Origin of the sequence: Mucilaginibacter sp. UYP27, assembly GCF_040547175.1 — a bacterium.
Taxonomy (GTDB): domain Bacteria; phylum Bacteroidota; class Bacteroidia; order Sphingobacteriales; family Sphingobacteriaceae; genus Mucilaginibacter.
Genome location: NZ_JBEPPE010000001.1, coordinates 613,007 through 629,100, shown reverse-complemented (window position 1 = coordinate 629,100; position 16,094 = coordinate 613,007). Strand labels below are relative to the sequence as shown.

The following is a 16,094-nucleotide window of genomic DNA, read 5'->3' as shown; positions in this document are numbered from 1 at the left end:
GCAGCGTAGTCGGGGTGAGTAAACTAATAGATATGCAATCATGAAAAAACTATTCTACATACTTCCATTTTTAATTGCCCTTGCCTGCACCCCCGCCAAACACCCCGCTGCAGTTCAACTGTCGGTAATCGACAACGGCCAATCCATTCAATTTAAAGGGCTGGATTATGTGGTGATGCAGGATATTGCCCGCGACAGTGATAAAAATGTTTGGCAAAATCTGGTGCCCGTTTACCGTATGCCTGCCGATACCGACATGAAGAATTACCAGCCTGTGCAGCCCGGTCGCTACAGGTTAAAAGATAGCGCGGTTGTTTTCACACCCGACACCCCGTTTGTAAAAGGGCAGGTTTACTTTGCACGCAACTATCGTTTAGGAGAGGGCGCAACCCTGACGGATTATATAAAAGGCCATTCCCAACCCGGTAGAGTGCATTTTATCGATTTGATTTTTAAGCAATAAGCTTGCTATAACCAAAAAAACATCTTATATTTGCATCTGAATTAAAAAAGAGGGGGCATTTGTCCCCTCTTTTATTTTATCAATCAAATTATCAACCGCCCTGTTATCTATCGGGGGCAACCGGTAAAAACACACGATAATGAATATTGAAAAAAGAACAATTGAACTGGTAGAGGAAAAAATAGCCGATATGCCAAACTTGTTTTTGGTGGACGTTAAAATGCATAGCAACGGCCAACTGATAGTACTGGTTGATGGGGATAACGGGATAGGGATTGCGGATTGTGTTGCCATAAGCAGGCATGTAGGCTTTCACCTCGAAGAAGAGAACGTAGTAGATACCCCATATAACCTGGAAGTTTCCTCGCCGGGTATCGATACACCGCTAACGCTTAAAAGGCAATATGCTAAAAATATAGGCCGCACGTTAGCCATAAAAATGGATGATGACACCAAGCGCGAAGGCATATTGAAGGAAGCGGGCGACGACACCATCGTAATTGAAGAAACAATAAAAGAAAAAGGGAAAAAGGCTGTAACTGTTGAAAGCACTATCCCGACAGATAAAATAACAGAAACAAAAGTTTTAATATCATTCAAGTAGAACATGAGCAATATTAATTTAATTGATTCTTTTCAGGAATTTAAAGATTTCAAGAACATTGACCGCCCAACCATGATGAGCGTTCTGGAAGACGTCTTCAGAAGCATGATCAGGAAAAAGTACGGCACCGATGAAAATTGTGACGTTATAGTTAACACCGATAATGGTGACTTAGAAATTTGGCGCACGCGTGTGGTGGTTGAAGACGGTTTTAGCGAAGATGACGACCTTGAGGTTGAACTTGCAGAAGCTAAAACAATTGATGCCGACCTTGAAATTGGTGACGAACAAATTGAGCAGGTTACTTTAGAAAGCTTTGGCCGCAGGGCTATCCTTGCTGCCCGCCAAACTTTGGTTTCTAAAATTTTAGAACTGGAGAAAGACGAGATCTTTAAAAAATATAAAGACCGCGTTGGCGAAATTGTTACAGGCGAGGTTTACCAGGTTTGGAAAAAAGAAACTTTGGTATTGGATGATGAAGGCAACGAGCTTTTATTGCCAAAAACCGAGCAGATCCCTGCAGATTACTTTAAAAAAGGTGACAGTGTAAGGGCGATAATCAGCAAGGTTGATATGTTGAACAGCAACCCTAAAATTATTATATCACGTACCGCCCCTGAGTTTTTACAGCGGTTGTTTGAGATGGAGGTTCCCGAGATCTTCGACGGATTGATCACCATTAAGAAAATTGTCCGCGAGCCGGGCGAAAGGGCTAAAGTAGCTGTTGAATCTTATGACGACCGTATAGACCCGGTTGGTGCCTGTGTGGGTATGAAGGGTTCACGTATCCATGGTATCGTTCGCGAATTAAAGAACGAAAACATAGATGTTATAAACTTTACCAACAATATCCAGTTATACATCCAGCGTGCATTATCGCCTGCAAAGATCACTTCTATTAAATTAGATGATGAGAAAAAAACAGCGGCAGTGTACTTAAAGCCAGACCAGGTATCGTTAGCTATTGGCCGTGGGGGCCATAACATTAAACTGGCAGGTAAATTGACAGGTTACGAAATTGATGTTTACCGCGAGGCTGATGAGCATGACGAGGATGTGGACATCGAAGAGTTCTCTGATGAGATTGATAGCTGGATCTTAGACGAATTTAAACGCATAGGGCTTGATACCGCGAAATCTGTATTGGCATTATCTGTGGGCGAATTGGTTAAACGTACCGACCTTGAAGAGGAAACAATAAAAGAAGTTTTATCGGTTCTGCAGGCAGAATTTGAATAAACGAGATAACACAAATAAAAAATCGTATTTTTGCGATAATTAGCGAGAAAATTTAATAAATGTCAGAAGACAAATCCATAAAATTAATAAAAGCAGTAAAAGAACTGAACATTGGTATGGGTACCATTGTCGATTTTTTAGCTACTAAAGGCTATAAGGTTGAAAAGCAACCTATGGCGAAGCTGGATGCCGATATGTACACAACCCTGTTGAAGGAATTTGCTGTAGATAAAATTATTAAGGAGGAGGCCAAGCAGATCAAGATCGGTAACATCCGCAAGGAAGAAGGTGTGCAAACGCCTGAAAAACCTGTAGAGCAGCCGCGTCGTTCCCGAGATTTCGAGAACGAAGAGATCCTGATCAAAAATACCGGCCATTTTTCCTCGCCGCAGGCTGAAAAGCCAAAACCGGCCGAACCTGTACAGGAGAAAGCCGAAGAACGCAGCAGCGAAGGATTACCCGGTGTAAAGGTGATTGGTAAGATAGATCTTAATAACCTTAATGCTAAACCACCGGTTGAGGAAAAAGCAGCACCAATTGCTGAAACCCCGAAAGCACCGGAGCCTGTTGCAGAAAAACCTGCACCCGTAGTTGAAGCACCTAAAGCAGCAGAACCTGTTGCAGAAAAACCTGCACCCGTTGTTGAGGCGCCAAAAGCGCCGGAGCCTGTTGTAGAAAAACCTGCACCTGTTGTTGTAGAAACGCCAAAAGCACCTGAGCCTGTTGCAGAGAAACCTGCACCGGTTGTTGTTGCGGAAGCCCCGGCAGTAGTAGCAGATGTTACTCCTGAGGCGGTAGCGCCGGCAATAGCAGAAGGCGAAGGCGACGACGTTATCCGCGCAAGCGCAGAGCGTTTAAGCGGCCCCAAAATTATTGGTAAGATCCAACTACCGGTTAACCAGCCTAAACGCGGTGGCCCTGTTGCATCTTCATCAAGCGCGGCAGGTAACGCGGCAGATCAAAAACGCAAACGTAAGCGTAAAGATCAGCAAGGTGGCCCTGGTGGTGGCAATGGCGCAGGCCAGCAAGCCCCGCCAAGTGGTACAATTAACCCTAACCGTCCCGATTTCAGGAACCGCCCACCGGGTGCTCCTGGTGGTGGTGGCAACCGCCCCGATTTTAGAGGAGGCAGGCCTGCACCAGGCGGAGGCCCTAAAGAAGAACCTACAGAAAAGGATATACAAGACCAGATCAAGGCTACACTTGCACGTTTAAGCGGTGCAGGTAAGTCGGGTAAGTTTGCACAGCGTGCCAAATTCCGCCGTCAAAAGCGTGATGATGTTGCCGCGAATGCCGATGAACTTGCAATGGAGCAGGACGCGATGTCTAAAGTAATTAAGGTTACCGAGTTTGTTACGGCAAACGAGTTGGCTTTGATGATGGACGTATCGGTAACACAAATTATCTCAACTTGTATGAGTTTGGGTATGTTTGTGTCTATCAACCAGCGTTTAGATGCCGAAACCCTGAGCATTGTTGCTGATGAGTTTGGTTACCAGGTTGAGTTTGTGAAACCACAGGACGAGGAGTTTATACTCGATCAGCCTGATGAGCCTGAAGATCTTATCCCACGTGCACCTATTGTGACTATTATGGGCCACGTAGATCACGGTAAAACATCCTTACTGGATTTTATCCGCAAAACAAACGTAATAGGCGGCGAGGCCGGGGGTATTACCCAGCACATTGGCGCTTATGAAGTTACTTTGGCAGATGATAAGAAAATTACATTCCTGGATACACCGGGCCACGAGGCGTTTACCGCCATGCGTGCAAGGGGTGCACAGGTAACAGATATTGTTATTATAGTAATTGCTGCTGATGACAGCGTGATGCCGCAAACACGCGAGGCCATAAACCACGCGCAGGCTGCAGGTGCACCTATCATCTTCGCTTTCAACAAAATTGACAGGCCGGGTGCTAACGCCGATAAGGTACGTGAGCAACTATCTGCCATGAATATTTTGGTTGAAGAGTGGGGCGGTAAATACCAAACGCAAGAAATATCGGCTAAAACTGGTTTAAATATCGAGCTGTTGTTAGAGAAAGTATTGCTTGAGGCAGAATTGCTTGAGCTTAAAGCTAACCCTAATAAACGTGCCGTTGGTACCGTTATAGAAGCAGCCTTAGATAAAGGCCGTGGTATTGTTACTACGATATTGGTACAGGCAGGCCGCCTAAAAGTGGGCGACGCGATATTAGCGGGTTGTTACAGCGGGCGTGTTAAAGCTTTAACTAACGAACGCGGCCAAAGGGTTGAATCTGCAGGGCCGTCTACACCGGTACAGGTGTTGGGTATGCAGGGCGCGCCTACAGCCGGTGATAAATTTAACGTATTAGATACTGAGCCTGAAGCTCGTGAAATTGCAAACAAACGTTTACAGTTACAACGCGAACAAGGTTTACGTACCCAGAAACACATTACACTTGATGAAATTGGCCGCCGTTTGGCAGTTGGTAACTTTAAGGAACTTAACATTATTGTTAAGGGTGACGTGGATGGTTCTATCGAAGCGCTGTCAGATTCGTTACTGAAACTATCTACCGAGCAGATCCAGGTAAATATCATATCGAAAGCAGTTGGTCAGATCTCCGAGTCGGACGTTCTGTTAGCTTCTGCATCAGATGCGATCATCATCGGTTTCCAGGTACGTCCTTCGGGAAGTGCGCGTAAACTTGCCGAGGCCGAGCAAATTGATATCAGGCTATACTCTATCATCTACGATGCTATCAATGAGATAAAATTGGCGATGGAAGGTATGCTTGCACCAACCTTTGAAGAGAAAATTGTGGCTAACGTAGAAATCCGCGAAACCTTCAAGATCAGCAAGGTGGGTACAATTGCAGGTTGTATGGTGTTAGATGGTAAAATTACCCGTAACAGCAAGATCCGTATCGTACGTGATGGTGTGGTAATACACACAGGCGAACTGGCTTCACTAAAACGTTTCAAAGACGATGTAAAAGAAGTTGGAACAAATTACGAGTGTGGTTTGAACATCGCTAACTACAACAACATCGAAGTAGGTGACATTGTAGAAGTATACGAAAACGTAGAAGTAAAACGTAAATTAGCTTAAGCGCTAGTTACCAAATATTAAAAGGGCTGCGAATTTCGCGGCCCTTTTTGTTTATACCAATTGAAGCATCATTGCGAGGTACGAAGCAATCTCTACATAGGCAGGTCCGCTCTGTATAGTAAAGAGATTGCTTCGTACCTCGCAATGACGCGTTTTTTGAGCGGTTCTTAAAACCCCTTCTTCCTCGTAACGCCCGGTTTTCTACTTTTAGATGATGGCCTGTCGGCAACCTCATCGGCACCGTAACGACGCGCCATTTTGGCGATGCGTTCTTCCATCGTTTCGGTACTAAGGCGTTCGCGGCCAAGGCTGTCTACCAGTATCGGGAAGGCAAATGGTGTTGGGCGTTCAATTACTTTTAAAACGATGCTTTGCGTTTGGATGCGCTGTAAAGCAGCCCGCAGGCGAAACTCCTCTAATTGAAACGCCAGCGCCTCATTATTGGCCTGTCTGATCAAAAGATTATCCGGCTCGTACTCATTAAACACCTCGAAAAGCAATGACGTGGAAGCCTGCAAATGTTTATTCTTCACCTGTTGTCCCGGATATCCGGTAAATACTAAGCCGCCGATATGCGCGATATCCCTGAACTTACGCCTCGCCATTTCGTTGGCGTTCAAACTATTCTGTATATCATCTATCAGGTTTTTAATAGAAAAGAACTCGACATCTTCCAAAGCCTCTTCTATCGGGATATCCTCGTCGGTAAGTAATTCAAAGCCATAATCATTCATGGCAATGGAGAAACTGGCGGGTTTTATTTTAGAGATGCGGTAGGCCAGCAAACTTGCCATACCTTCATGCACCAACCGCCCTTCAAACGGATAAAATAACAAATGGTGGCCCTCGCGCGATTTAAACGACTCGATCAAAAACTCGTGGCTTTGCGGCAGGTGCGATAGTTTTGCCTGTAACTCAAATAGCGGTTTAAGCGCTTTTACTTCGACATCGGTTTCAATTCCGTGAGCTACTTCATCCAATTTATCGCGGAAGACTGCAGACAGTTGCGATGATAAAGGCATCCTCCCCCCAGCCCAGCTTGGTATCAACCCTTTAGTTTTGGTTGACTTTTTAACGTAGGCCGTCATTTCTTTCACTTTAATAAATTCAAGGCTGCGGCCCGCAAACCAAAAGGTGTTGCCCGGTTTTAATTTGGATATAAAACTTTCTTCCAGTGTGCCCAGGCTACCGCCGCTCAACCATTTTACACGGATGCTTAGTTCGCTGGTTATGGTGCCAATGCTGAGGCGATGGCGCATGGCCACGCGGCGGCTGTTCACTTTAAACAGGCCGTTCTCTACCTCAACCTTTAAAAATTCGTCGTATTGGGCCAACGTTTTTCCACCGTTGGTAATAAAATCAAGCAGTTGGTTAAATTCATCACGCCTAAGATCGGCAAAGGCAAATGTACTTTTAACCTGTCGGAACAATTCATCAGCCCTAAACCCGTCTGATACAGCCAGCGTCACCATGAATTGGATCAGTACATCAAAGGTAAGCAGCATAGGGTCCCGGCTTTCGAACACGCCCTTTTTGATGGCGCTTTTTAACGCGGCCCCTTCCAGTAGCTCTAGCGAGTGGGTAGGCACAAAGTAAGCTTTGGATATAGCCCCCGGATGGTGCCCGCTTCGCCCTGCGCGTTGCATAAACCTGGCTACACCCTTGGGGCTGCCAACCTGCACAACGGTATCTACAGGCCTAAAATCAACCCCCAGGTCTAAACTGGAAGTACACACCACTACCTTTAAAGCTTCGGCATGCAGGGCTTGTTCCACCCAGTTGCGTAACTCGTTATCAAGCGATCCGTGGTGCATTGCCATAATGCCGGCATACTCCGGATAGTTATCAATAATAGCATGATACCAGATCTCGCTTTGTGACCGCGTGTTGGTAAATATCAGCGTGGTTTTGCTCTTGGCTACTATCTCCATTACCTGCGGCAATAATTTTACTCCGATGTGTCCCGCCCAGCTATAGTTCTCAATATTCTCGGGGATAACGGATTCTATCACTAGTTTCTTATCCACATTAGCCTTCACCATTTTTATCCGCTCCGGCGGGAAATCGTTACCCAACAAAACCTCGGATGCCTGTTCCAGGTTGCCAATAGTAGCGGAGATGCCCCAGATGCGGAGATTTGACAGGTGTGAAGTTTCCGGAGCTGAGGGTGCGGTATTGGCGGCACTTACCATACCACTCCCCGCACTTAATCCTTTCAGTCTGCTTAAGCCAAGTTCAACCTGCACGCCGCGTTTTGTGCCAAGCAACTCGTGCCATTCATCGCATACCATCACCTGCAGGCCTTTAAACACCTTGTCGTAGTCTTTCTGGGCCAACATCAGGTGCAGGCTTTCGGGCGTGGTGAGCAGTACTTCGGGCAGTTTGCGTTTAAGTGCGGCTTTTTCGGCGGCAGATGTATCGCCGGTGCGGGTCATGATGCGCCAGGGCAGGTTTAGATCGTCACAAACTTCTTGCATGGCTTTGCGGATATCATTGGTAAGCGCGCGCAGCGGCGTGATCCAAAGCATTAGCAGGCCGTTGTTTTTTTGCGTGGTGTAGGTATCGGGGTATTTGTTGATAAAATCGGCCAAAAAAGGCAGGAACAATGCAAAGGTTTTACCACTTCCCGTAGGTGCGTTCAGCAAGCCCGAAAAGCCGGATAGATAGGCCGCTTCCATTTCTTTTTGAAACGGGAATTGTTTCCACTGCTTTTGCTTATACCATTCCTGTATTACCTTTTGCCCTTTAGATGCCATCGTTTTAACTAACAAAACCCGCTTTTACGGGTTATATGTATCAACTGTAAATTAAACAAATTGTTACGATTATGAAGATCTCAAAATATTTAATACTACCGGTACTTGTTCTTAACGTTACAGCATGCCAGCAAAACAAGACACCAAAATCGGCAGATACGGTTACCAAGGCAGATACCATATCTAATACCGATAATACTAAAACCGCCGATACCACTACCGTTGATATGCCCGGCGATAAACCGGTGCCGTTGGCGCAATTGATAGTGCCCGGCATCAGCGTAGGCCAAACAGCTATAAACCAAAGCGGCGAAGATGTACATAAAAAATTGGGCACACCCGACGGCGGGGATGCGGCCATGGGCAAAAGCGTTTCTATCTGGTATGCCAACCACGATACCACGGGTTACGTTACCCAAATGTATTTCTCCCGAGGGCAAGGTAATGATGAAGTTAAACGTGTTAAACAGATTAGGGTGACGTCGCCATTCTTCAAGATTAGCAGTAAAGTATATGCGGGCACGCATTTTAAAAACGTATGGCCGGCTTATAAATTAACAAAGGTGGCCACGTTTAATGATAAAGGCAAAGCGCTAAGCCTTTATGATGATGTTAAAGGAGGCATCGCTTTTGATGTAGACGAGAAGGATATTATTACCGGCATTACGGTACATGAGCCGGGCCGCGAGGCGGCATCAACCTACCTGCCATTCTTTTCTGACTTAAAACAGCTTAAATAAAAATGCCCCGTTAACTAACGGGGCATTTTTTATAATTTACCTAAAGTCTATTTCTTCTCGGGCATCAGGATAACTTTTGCCAGGTTGGCATTGTTCAAATACTTGATGGCCGCATCTTTAGTGCTTTGCACGGTAACATTCTCCAAGTTTTTAACGTGGCTCAGAATGTCATCCGGGTTTTGGTCGTTTTGTACTGCGCCGGAAAGTAAGCCTGCCCATGATACATTTTGTTTAAGCTGTACCTGGGTAGAGCGCGCTTCTTCGGCAGCAAATTTTTGGATGTCGGCAGGTAGCGCGCCTGTTAGTTTTATCTTACCAATCTCATCAAGCGTAGCGGCTACCAGTTTATCAACATTGGCAGCAGCACAGGTGAACGCTATGGTTACGGTGTAACGGCCTTCGGGGTTTTTAGTATAATTTGCCCTAATGCCGGGCGCGTAAATACCGCTTTCCTGTTCGCGTAAACGCTCAACAAGTTTAATGTTCAATATTTCTTCCAGCGCATCCAACTGCATATTGTTGGCCTCGTTAAACTGATATGCGCCGCTGTATATCATTTGTACATTCGCTTTATCATCCAATCCTTTATAAACGGTTTTAGTGATCTGCCCCGGTGCCGGATACATTTTAAGGTTACGGAAGGTTTCCTTTTTATGGGTTGATGGCAGGCCACCAAGGTAGGTAGAAAGGAAAGGTTTGATCAATTCCACATTAAAATTACCTACCACTACAAACGTAAAACCACTTGCATCAGCAAACCGGTCTTTATAAAAGCTGAAAGCTTTATCCTGGTTAGTAGTGTTTAAACGCTCAACCGTGGTAGCGCCAAAGCGGAAGTTGTTGTTACTTAAAACATTTGATAAAGTATCCTGGTAAACGCTCTGCGGGTCCACCCCGCGGTTTGCCAATAATGATTTGGTTTGCAGTATAGTGCCTTTCCAAATATCGGCATCCTTACGTGGCTGTGTAAAATAAAGATACACCAGTTGAAGAGCGGTTTCCAGATCTCGCGGAGACGAATTTGCACGTATCCCATGTGTAATATCGCTGATGTATGGAGATACATTAACATCCTTACCGGCCAGCATCTTATCTAATTGCCCCTGGTTAAATTCGGAAATACCGCTGCTGCCTACTATAGAGGCAGCAAAACTTGCCGAAGTAAAATCAGCATCACTTGCCAGTGATGTGCCGCCAAATGCTGCGCCATTTATCAGGATCTGGTCGTTCTTAAATTCGGTGGGTTTTAAGATAACTTTAAGCCCATTCTCGAATGTTAAGGTTGTTGTACCAATAGCCTCGTCTTTTAATTCGGAAACTATTTTTGAACCCTCGGGTGCTTTTTCCATTAAGGGCTTGCTTGTAACGTTATCTACGTAAGCAGTAACACCGTTTCCCGCCGCGCCTATCCAGCTTAGAATAGCTTTTTCATCGGGCAATTTATCTTTATCTTTTTCCGGGCCTTGTATTAGTATCACCCTGTTTTGATCGCTTATGAACTGGCCTGCAAGGGCATTCATTTCGGCAAGAGAAATTTTGCTGATGTTGCTTACATAAAAGTTGTATTCAAAATTGATACCGGGCACAGCCTCGCCGGTTAAAAAGTTTTGGGTGTATTCCCTAACATAATTAACAGAATTTGTTTTGTTACGTTCATAAAAAGCATTTTGGATGCCCACCAGTGCTTGTTGTTTAGCACGCTCCAGCTCGGTTAATGTAAAGCCAAACTTGCGGGCACGTTCGGTTTCGGCAACAACGGCTTTAACAGCAGCCTCCAAACCGTCGGGTTTAGATACTAAAATAGATGAAAAAGCGTCTTGCTTGCCAATTAGAGCGCCATAGCTTGTGCGGCCATATAAAAATGGCGGCTCTGGCTTTTGTTGCAATTCGCCAAGCCTTTGGTTAAGCATAAAATTAAAAAGCGAAATACGGATGCTTTGCATGTAGCCCGTAGTAGTGCGTATCACATTGTGCGGGTGCTTAACGATGATCTGCGCCATGGTGTACGGGAATTCCTTATCGGTAGCCACTTTTACAACAGTGCCCGGCGTTGGTGCAACATTATAATCGGGGCGTGGTTTTTTAGCGATAGGGCCTTTTAAACCCGAGAAGTTCGCTTTTATAAGGGCTTCTACACGTTTTACATCAAAATCACCAACCACAATTACAGCTTGCAGGTCGGGCCTGTACCAATCGCTGTAAAAGCTTTTTATGGTAGCTGCATCAAAGTTTTTAAGGATAGCTTCCTGCCCTATAGGCAGGCGGGTAGCATACCTGGAATTATTTAACAGAACAGGCAAGGTTTGCAAGCTTAAACGCTCTTGAGCGTTTTTACCACGCAGGCGTGCTTCTTCAAGCACCACACCACGCTCTTTATCAATTTCGGCCTGGTCAAAGGTTAGGTAGCCTGCCCAGTTAGCCAAAATGTTAAAACCTTTTTCGAATACGGCGGCGCTATCTGTAGGTAGTGGCAGCTGATAAACGGTTTCATCAAAAGAGGTGTAAGCGTTTAAGTCGGCACCAAATTTAACGCCAGATTTTTGAAGGTAATTAACCAACGCGTTCTTCGGGAAATCGCGCGTGCCGTTAAAGGCCATGTGCTCGATAAAGTGGGCAAGGCCTTGCTGTGCATCGGTTTCTAAAACAGAACCCACTTTATTTACCAGGTAAAGCTCGGCACGGTTTTGAGGCTGCTCGTTATGGCGTATGTAATAGCTTAGACCATTTGGCAGCTTGCCGGTTATAACCTCTTTATCAAACGGCAGTACATTTGGCGGGGCGACTGCTGCTGCTGCATTTGGTTTATTGCGTGGAGATGGTGTTGGCTTGCGTTTTACCTGTGCATTTACACTGCCCGATGCGATAAGTAAAGCCAGCGCCGCTACAGATAAAGTTCTGTTAATGTTCATATTTAAGTTAAAAAGGGAATATTTTACTAAGATGCTAAACGAATATCTTAGTTACAAATTGTTATGGCGTTTTAAATGCTTCCTGCATCATTTGCTGTAGCTCGGCCTGGTGGCTTTGTACGGCTTGTTGCCCAATCAATGCCGACTTTTGAAACAACGCCGGTTGCTTTTGATTAAGCTTTACTCCTAAAGGCGAGCGATAAAAGGTAGCAAGGTCTTTTAACTCTTTTTCGCTGAACTCCTGCGCATAAATAGCAGCCATTTGATCTTTCATCAAATCCCAGTTCATGTACTTGCCCATAAAGGTATTCATGATCTCGATAAATTTTGGCTTTTTGTCTTCCGGAACATTCGCGCTGGCCTGTGTTAACATTGCCGACATGTTTTCTTTTAATTGGTTGCCAGCACCAGATGCTACAAGTACATCTTCGGCCGCTTTTAAACGTGACGGACTGATTGCCGTTGTTTGCGCTTTTACCGCGCCGCATATTAATAATGCGATAATTAAGAATTTATATTTCATAGTTTGTTTGTTGAATTATTAATTTTCGTCGAAGATCCTGGTATAATTGTCAAACTCCGTATTTTTCAAATCTTCCTGTATTCTTTTCTTTGCAAGTTCAGGATCAACTACAAGGCAACATACTTCCATTGTTCCGCTTCCGATGCTTCCACCATCACAGTGGCCCAACCCGGTCCAACCGAGGGTGCCATCCATTCTATTTTGTAAACGGGTGCGTTTTTCTACATCTTCAGGTGTGCCTTGTTCATCTACCTTAAATTCGATTAAAAGAGTATAAAGGTCATCTTCAACAATTTCTGAGAACCCTTCATTAATTTTTTCTGTTACCTGCTTTTGAATTTCTTTCCGAAAACTTCTGAATAACCCCGAGGTCACCTCTTTACTCGTCCCTTTTTCACCAACCTCACCCCAATGTATAATTCCGATCTTGTCATTTTTGTCCCAGGTTTCCCAATAGTTTAAAACACCATTAACTTTATTATATAATTTGATCATGAGATTTAAAACTTAAAATTTATACCTCACAAAGGCTTCCATAGCTGCATACTCTGCCATACCTAAGCGATCGTAATTTTGGGCGGTTTCGCGGTTCCGATCTTCGGCGCGTACCCAAAACTCGCGTGCATCATCCCCCGGGAAAACGGGCTTATCCTTTTGCGACTGGTGTTTAAAGATCGCGCTGCGCTTACGCAACACTTCGGCCGGCGAAAGTGGTACCGCCATTTCAATTTCGTGGGTAGGGAACTCCTGCCATGCGCCGCGATACATCCAAACCCAGCAATCGTTTACCCAAGCCTCGGTTTTGCCCAGGCGGCGTAAAGATTCTATGATGATATTAAAACATACGATATGTGTACCATGCGGGTCGGCAAAATCGCCGGCAGTAAATACCTGCTGCGGTTTTACTTTTTGCAGCAGCTCCATAGTTAGTTTAATATCTTCCTCACCTACAGAGTTTTTTTGCGTTTTGCCTGTTTCATAAAAAGGCAAAGCCTGAAAATGGATATTACTGTCGGGCAAGCCCGCGTAGCGCGCACCTGCAATAGCTTCGGTTTTGCGGATAAACCCTTTTACATCGCGGATCTCTAACGAATCTATCTGGTTGGGTTCTTTAATGGCCATAAATCGGCGCATGTCGTCGTAAATGCTTTTCATTTTTGAGGCATCTTCGCCAACGCTTTCTTTAAAATCGATGGCAAATTCCACAAAGCGTAGCACGTCATCGTCCCAAACAGCAGTATTGCCCGATGTTTGGTAGGCCACGTGCACATCATGCCCTTGGTCAACCAAACGGATAAAGGTGCCACCCATAGAGATCACGTCATCATCCGGGTGGGGCGAGAACACGATAGAACGTTTACTTGCAGGTTCAGCACGTTCGGGGCGCTGGCTGTCGTCTGCTCCCGGTTTGCCACCCGGCCACCCGGTTATGGTATGTTGTAACTGGTTAAAAATATTAATATTGATTTGATACACCGGCCCTTGCTCTACCGCGAGTTGCGCCATACCATTACTGTTATAATCTTCTTCAGTAAGTTTAAGAATGGGTTTGCCAACGGTATCAGAAAGCCAGATCACAGCTTTTTTGATCAACTGATTTTCCCAAACACAATCTTTAACCAACCACGGGGTATCAAAGCGTGTTAGACCCGATGCTGCATCCACATCCAAAACAAACTCTACATTGTCTGATAGTTGCAGGAAGGTTGCAGGCACTTCACCGGAAATCTCGCCCTCCACAGCCTTCCGTACAATAGGTGCTTTCTTGGCGCTCCAGGCCATCAGGATAATTTCGCGGGCTTTAAATATGGTGCCCACACCCATGGTGATGGCCTTGGTTGGTACGTTTTGCTTACCACCAAAATCGCGCGAAGCATCACGGCGGGTCAAATCATCAAGCGTAACCAACCGCGTACCCGAGTTTGGTGCCGAGCCTGGTTCATTAAAACCGATGTGGCCTGTACGGCCTATCCCTAATAACTGCAGGTCTAATCCACCTAAGTCTTCTATCTGTCGTTCGTATTCCAAACAAAAATCAGCAACGGCATCCTGCGGAAGCGTACCATCGGGGATATGGATATTGGCTTTTTTAATGTCAACAAGGTCAAATAAATTTTCGTTCATGAAGGTAACGTAGCTTTGCACCGCGTCTGGCTTCATGGGGTAATACTCGTCCAGGTTAAAGGTGATCACGTTTTTGAACGATAGCCCTTCTTCTTTATGTAAACGCACCAGTTCTGCATACACCTTTATTGGGGTAACACCTGTTGCCAGGCCAAGTACGGCCTGCTCGCCGGCGGCATCTTTTTTATTGATAAGGTCGGCTATGCGTTTTGCAACAGCTACTGAGGCTGCGTTTTGGTCGGAGTAAACGGTAACGGGTAGTTTCTCGTACCGGGTTTCTTCTAATAAATTTAATCTGGCCATTGGCTTAGGGTGTAATTGGTTTACAATGATGCTAAACAAATATATCAGATATTTATATACAGGCGGTTTTAATTTATCTTTTGTGGCTGGCGGCAAAACAGGTAAATTAGCGCATGCCCGCACTCAACAAAAACCTGCAAAAACTATTTACCATCGCTCAAAAAGACGAAAAGCTGGGGATAGGGCTCATGTCGGGCACATCGTTAGACGGGTTGGATATCGCACTTTGCAAATTTAAAGGCAGCGGCATCCACACGGAGTTTAAGCTTATAGATTTCATCACTATACCTTACGCGGACGGATTTAAGCACGAGGTACAAGAGGTGTTCGCCAAAAAAATGGTGAGCCTGCAGAAGGTTACTTTACTAAACGCACACATCGGGAATTTTCATGGCGAATTGATATTGCAGGCATTAACTAAGTGGGGTATTAAACCTACGGATGTTGACTTTATTGCCAGCCACGGCCAAACTATTTACCATGCGCCAAAACGCCTGCACAAGCAGCCCGGCTATGGTAACGCTACCCTGCAAATTGGCGATGCCGACCATATAGCCGTTAAAACCGGCATTTTAACCATCAGCGATTTTAGGCAGAAGCACATTGCCGCGGGTGGCGAGGGTGCACCTTTGGCCTTATATGGCGATGTGATACTGGGTAGCAAACCCGGCGAGAACCGCATCCTGCTGAACATAGGGGGCATAGCTAACCTTACTTATTTACCTGCGGATATAGGGGCGGAAGTTTTATGTAGCGACATCGGCCCCGGCAACACCTTAATAGATGCTGCCTGCCGCGAATATTTTGGTAAAGCTTACGATGAAGATTCAGAAATTGCTAAATCGGGCGAGGTGAATGATGTTTTGTTGGATGCGCTGTTAGACCATCCTTTTTTTAGGGAAACCGCACCAAAAACTACCGGCCCCGAATTGTTTAATTTAGAATTTGTGGCCGACGCGCAACAGGCGGTTAGGCTATTCAACATCAATAAAACCGATCTGGTAGCTACCCTAAGTGCTTTAACAGGACGGTCTATAAGTAATTTTATAAAAGCCAACTTTAACAAGCCCGATCTTAAAATATTTGTTAGCGGCGGCGGTGCCAGGAACCCGTACATTATTAATTATTTAAAAAATGCACTGCCCAACACCACCATCGCCAATACCGCCGAACTGGGGATTGACCCTGATGCGAAGGAGGCCATACTTTTTGCTTTATTAGGTAACGAAGCCCTTTGCGGTGAACCGATTGCTATTGGTAATAGCCCCGCCGTACTAATGGGGAAGTTTAGTTTTCCCTTGTAAACACAAACCCTCTTTCCATAATTAGAAAGAGGGTTTTTATACGCGAATA

11 protein-coding genes are annotated in these 16,094 nt (G+C 45.3%); 6 read left to right on the top strand and 5 right to left on the bottom strand.

Features of this window, described 5'->3' with window-relative positions; genetic code table 11:
• Positions 1-40: 40 nt before the first annotated feature.
• The 4 genes from ABIB39_RS02805 (at position 41) to infB (ending at position 5,386) form a co-directional block, all read left to right on the top strand.
• Positions 41-463: a hypothetical protein gene (locus ABIB39_RS02805; RefSeq protein ID WP_354427101.1), complete on the top strand. Its 423-nt coding sequence runs from the start codon at positions 41-43 to the stop codon at positions 461-463.
• Between the two features lie 139 nt (positions 464-602).
• Positions 603-1,067, top strand: a complete 465-nt coding sequence (gene rimP, locus ABIB39_RS02800) for a ribosome assembly cofactor RimP (RefSeq protein WP_354427100.1) — start codon at positions 603-605, stop codon at positions 1,065-1,067.
• A 3-nt stretch (positions 1,068-1,070) separates the two neighbouring features.
• Complete coding sequence (gene nusA, locus ABIB39_RS02795) at positions 1,071-2,306, top strand: transcription termination factor NusA (protein WP_354427098.1); 1,236 nt, start codon at positions 1,071-1,073, stop codon at positions 2,304-2,306.
• 59 nt (positions 2,307-2,365) lie between these two features.
• Positions 2,366-5,386: a translation initiation factor IF-2 gene (infB, locus tag ABIB39_RS02790; RefSeq protein ID WP_354427097.1), complete on the top strand. Its 3,021-nt coding sequence runs from the start codon at positions 2,366-2,368 to the stop codon at positions 5,384-5,386.
• A gap of 167 nt (positions 5,387-5,553) precedes the next feature.
• Here the strand turns inward: infB and ABIB39_RS02785 are convergent, their stop codons facing one another.
• Positions 5,554-8,142 (bottom strand): ligase-associated DNA damage response DEXH box helicase, encoded by a 2,589-nt coding sequence (locus tag ABIB39_RS02785; RefSeq protein ID WP_354427095.1) that lies wholly within the window; start codon positions 8,140-8,142, stop codon positions 5,554-5,556.
• A 71-nt stretch (positions 8,143-8,213) separates the two neighbouring features.
• Here ABIB39_RS02785 and ABIB39_RS02780 point away from each other — a divergent pair, with 71 nt between their 5' ends.
• Positions 8,214-8,882: a hypothetical protein gene (locus ABIB39_RS02780; RefSeq protein WP_354427093.1), complete on the top strand. Its 669-nt coding sequence runs from the start codon at positions 8,214-8,216 to the stop codon at positions 8,880-8,882.
• A 47-nt stretch (positions 8,883-8,929) separates the two neighbouring features.
• Here the strand turns inward: ABIB39_RS02780 and ABIB39_RS02775 are convergent, their stop codons facing one another.
• The 4 genes from ABIB39_RS02775 to ABIB39_RS02760 form a co-directional block, all read right to left on the bottom strand.
• Complete coding sequence (locus ABIB39_RS02775; RefSeq protein ID WP_354427091.1) at positions 8,930-11,791, bottom strand: M16 family metallopeptidase; 2,862 nt, start codon at positions 11,789-11,791, stop codon at positions 8,930-8,932.
• 61 nt (positions 11,792-11,852) lie between these two features.
• On the bottom strand, positions 11,853-12,314 hold the full coding sequence (locus ABIB39_RS02770; protein WP_354427089.1) for a DUF2059 domain-containing protein: 462 nt from the start codon (positions 12,312-12,314) through the stop codon (positions 11,853-11,855).
• 18 nt (positions 12,315-12,332) lie between these two features.
• The gene (locus ABIB39_RS02765; protein ID WP_354427088.1) at positions 12,333-12,809 is read right to left on the bottom strand and encodes a hypothetical protein; all 477 of its coding nucleotides are present in this window, start codon (positions 12,807-12,809) and stop codon (positions 12,333-12,335) included.
• Positions 12,810-12,821: 12 nt separating this feature from the next.
• The gene (locus tag ABIB39_RS02760) at positions 12,822-14,741 is read right to left on the bottom strand and encodes a glucosamine-6-phosphate deaminase (protein WP_354427086.1); all 1,920 of its coding nucleotides are present in this window, start codon (positions 14,739-14,741) and stop codon (positions 12,822-12,824) included.
• A gap of 113 nt (positions 14,742-14,854) precedes the next feature.
• Here ABIB39_RS02760 and ABIB39_RS02755 point away from each other — a divergent pair, with 113 nt between their 5' ends.
• Positions 14,855-16,045, top strand: coding sequence for an anhydro-N-acetylmuramic acid kinase (locus tag ABIB39_RS02755; RefSeq protein WP_354427084.1), 1,191 nt, complete (start codon positions 14,855-14,857; stop codon positions 16,043-16,045).
• The last annotated feature ends 49 nt before the right edge of the window (positions 16,046-16,094 follow it).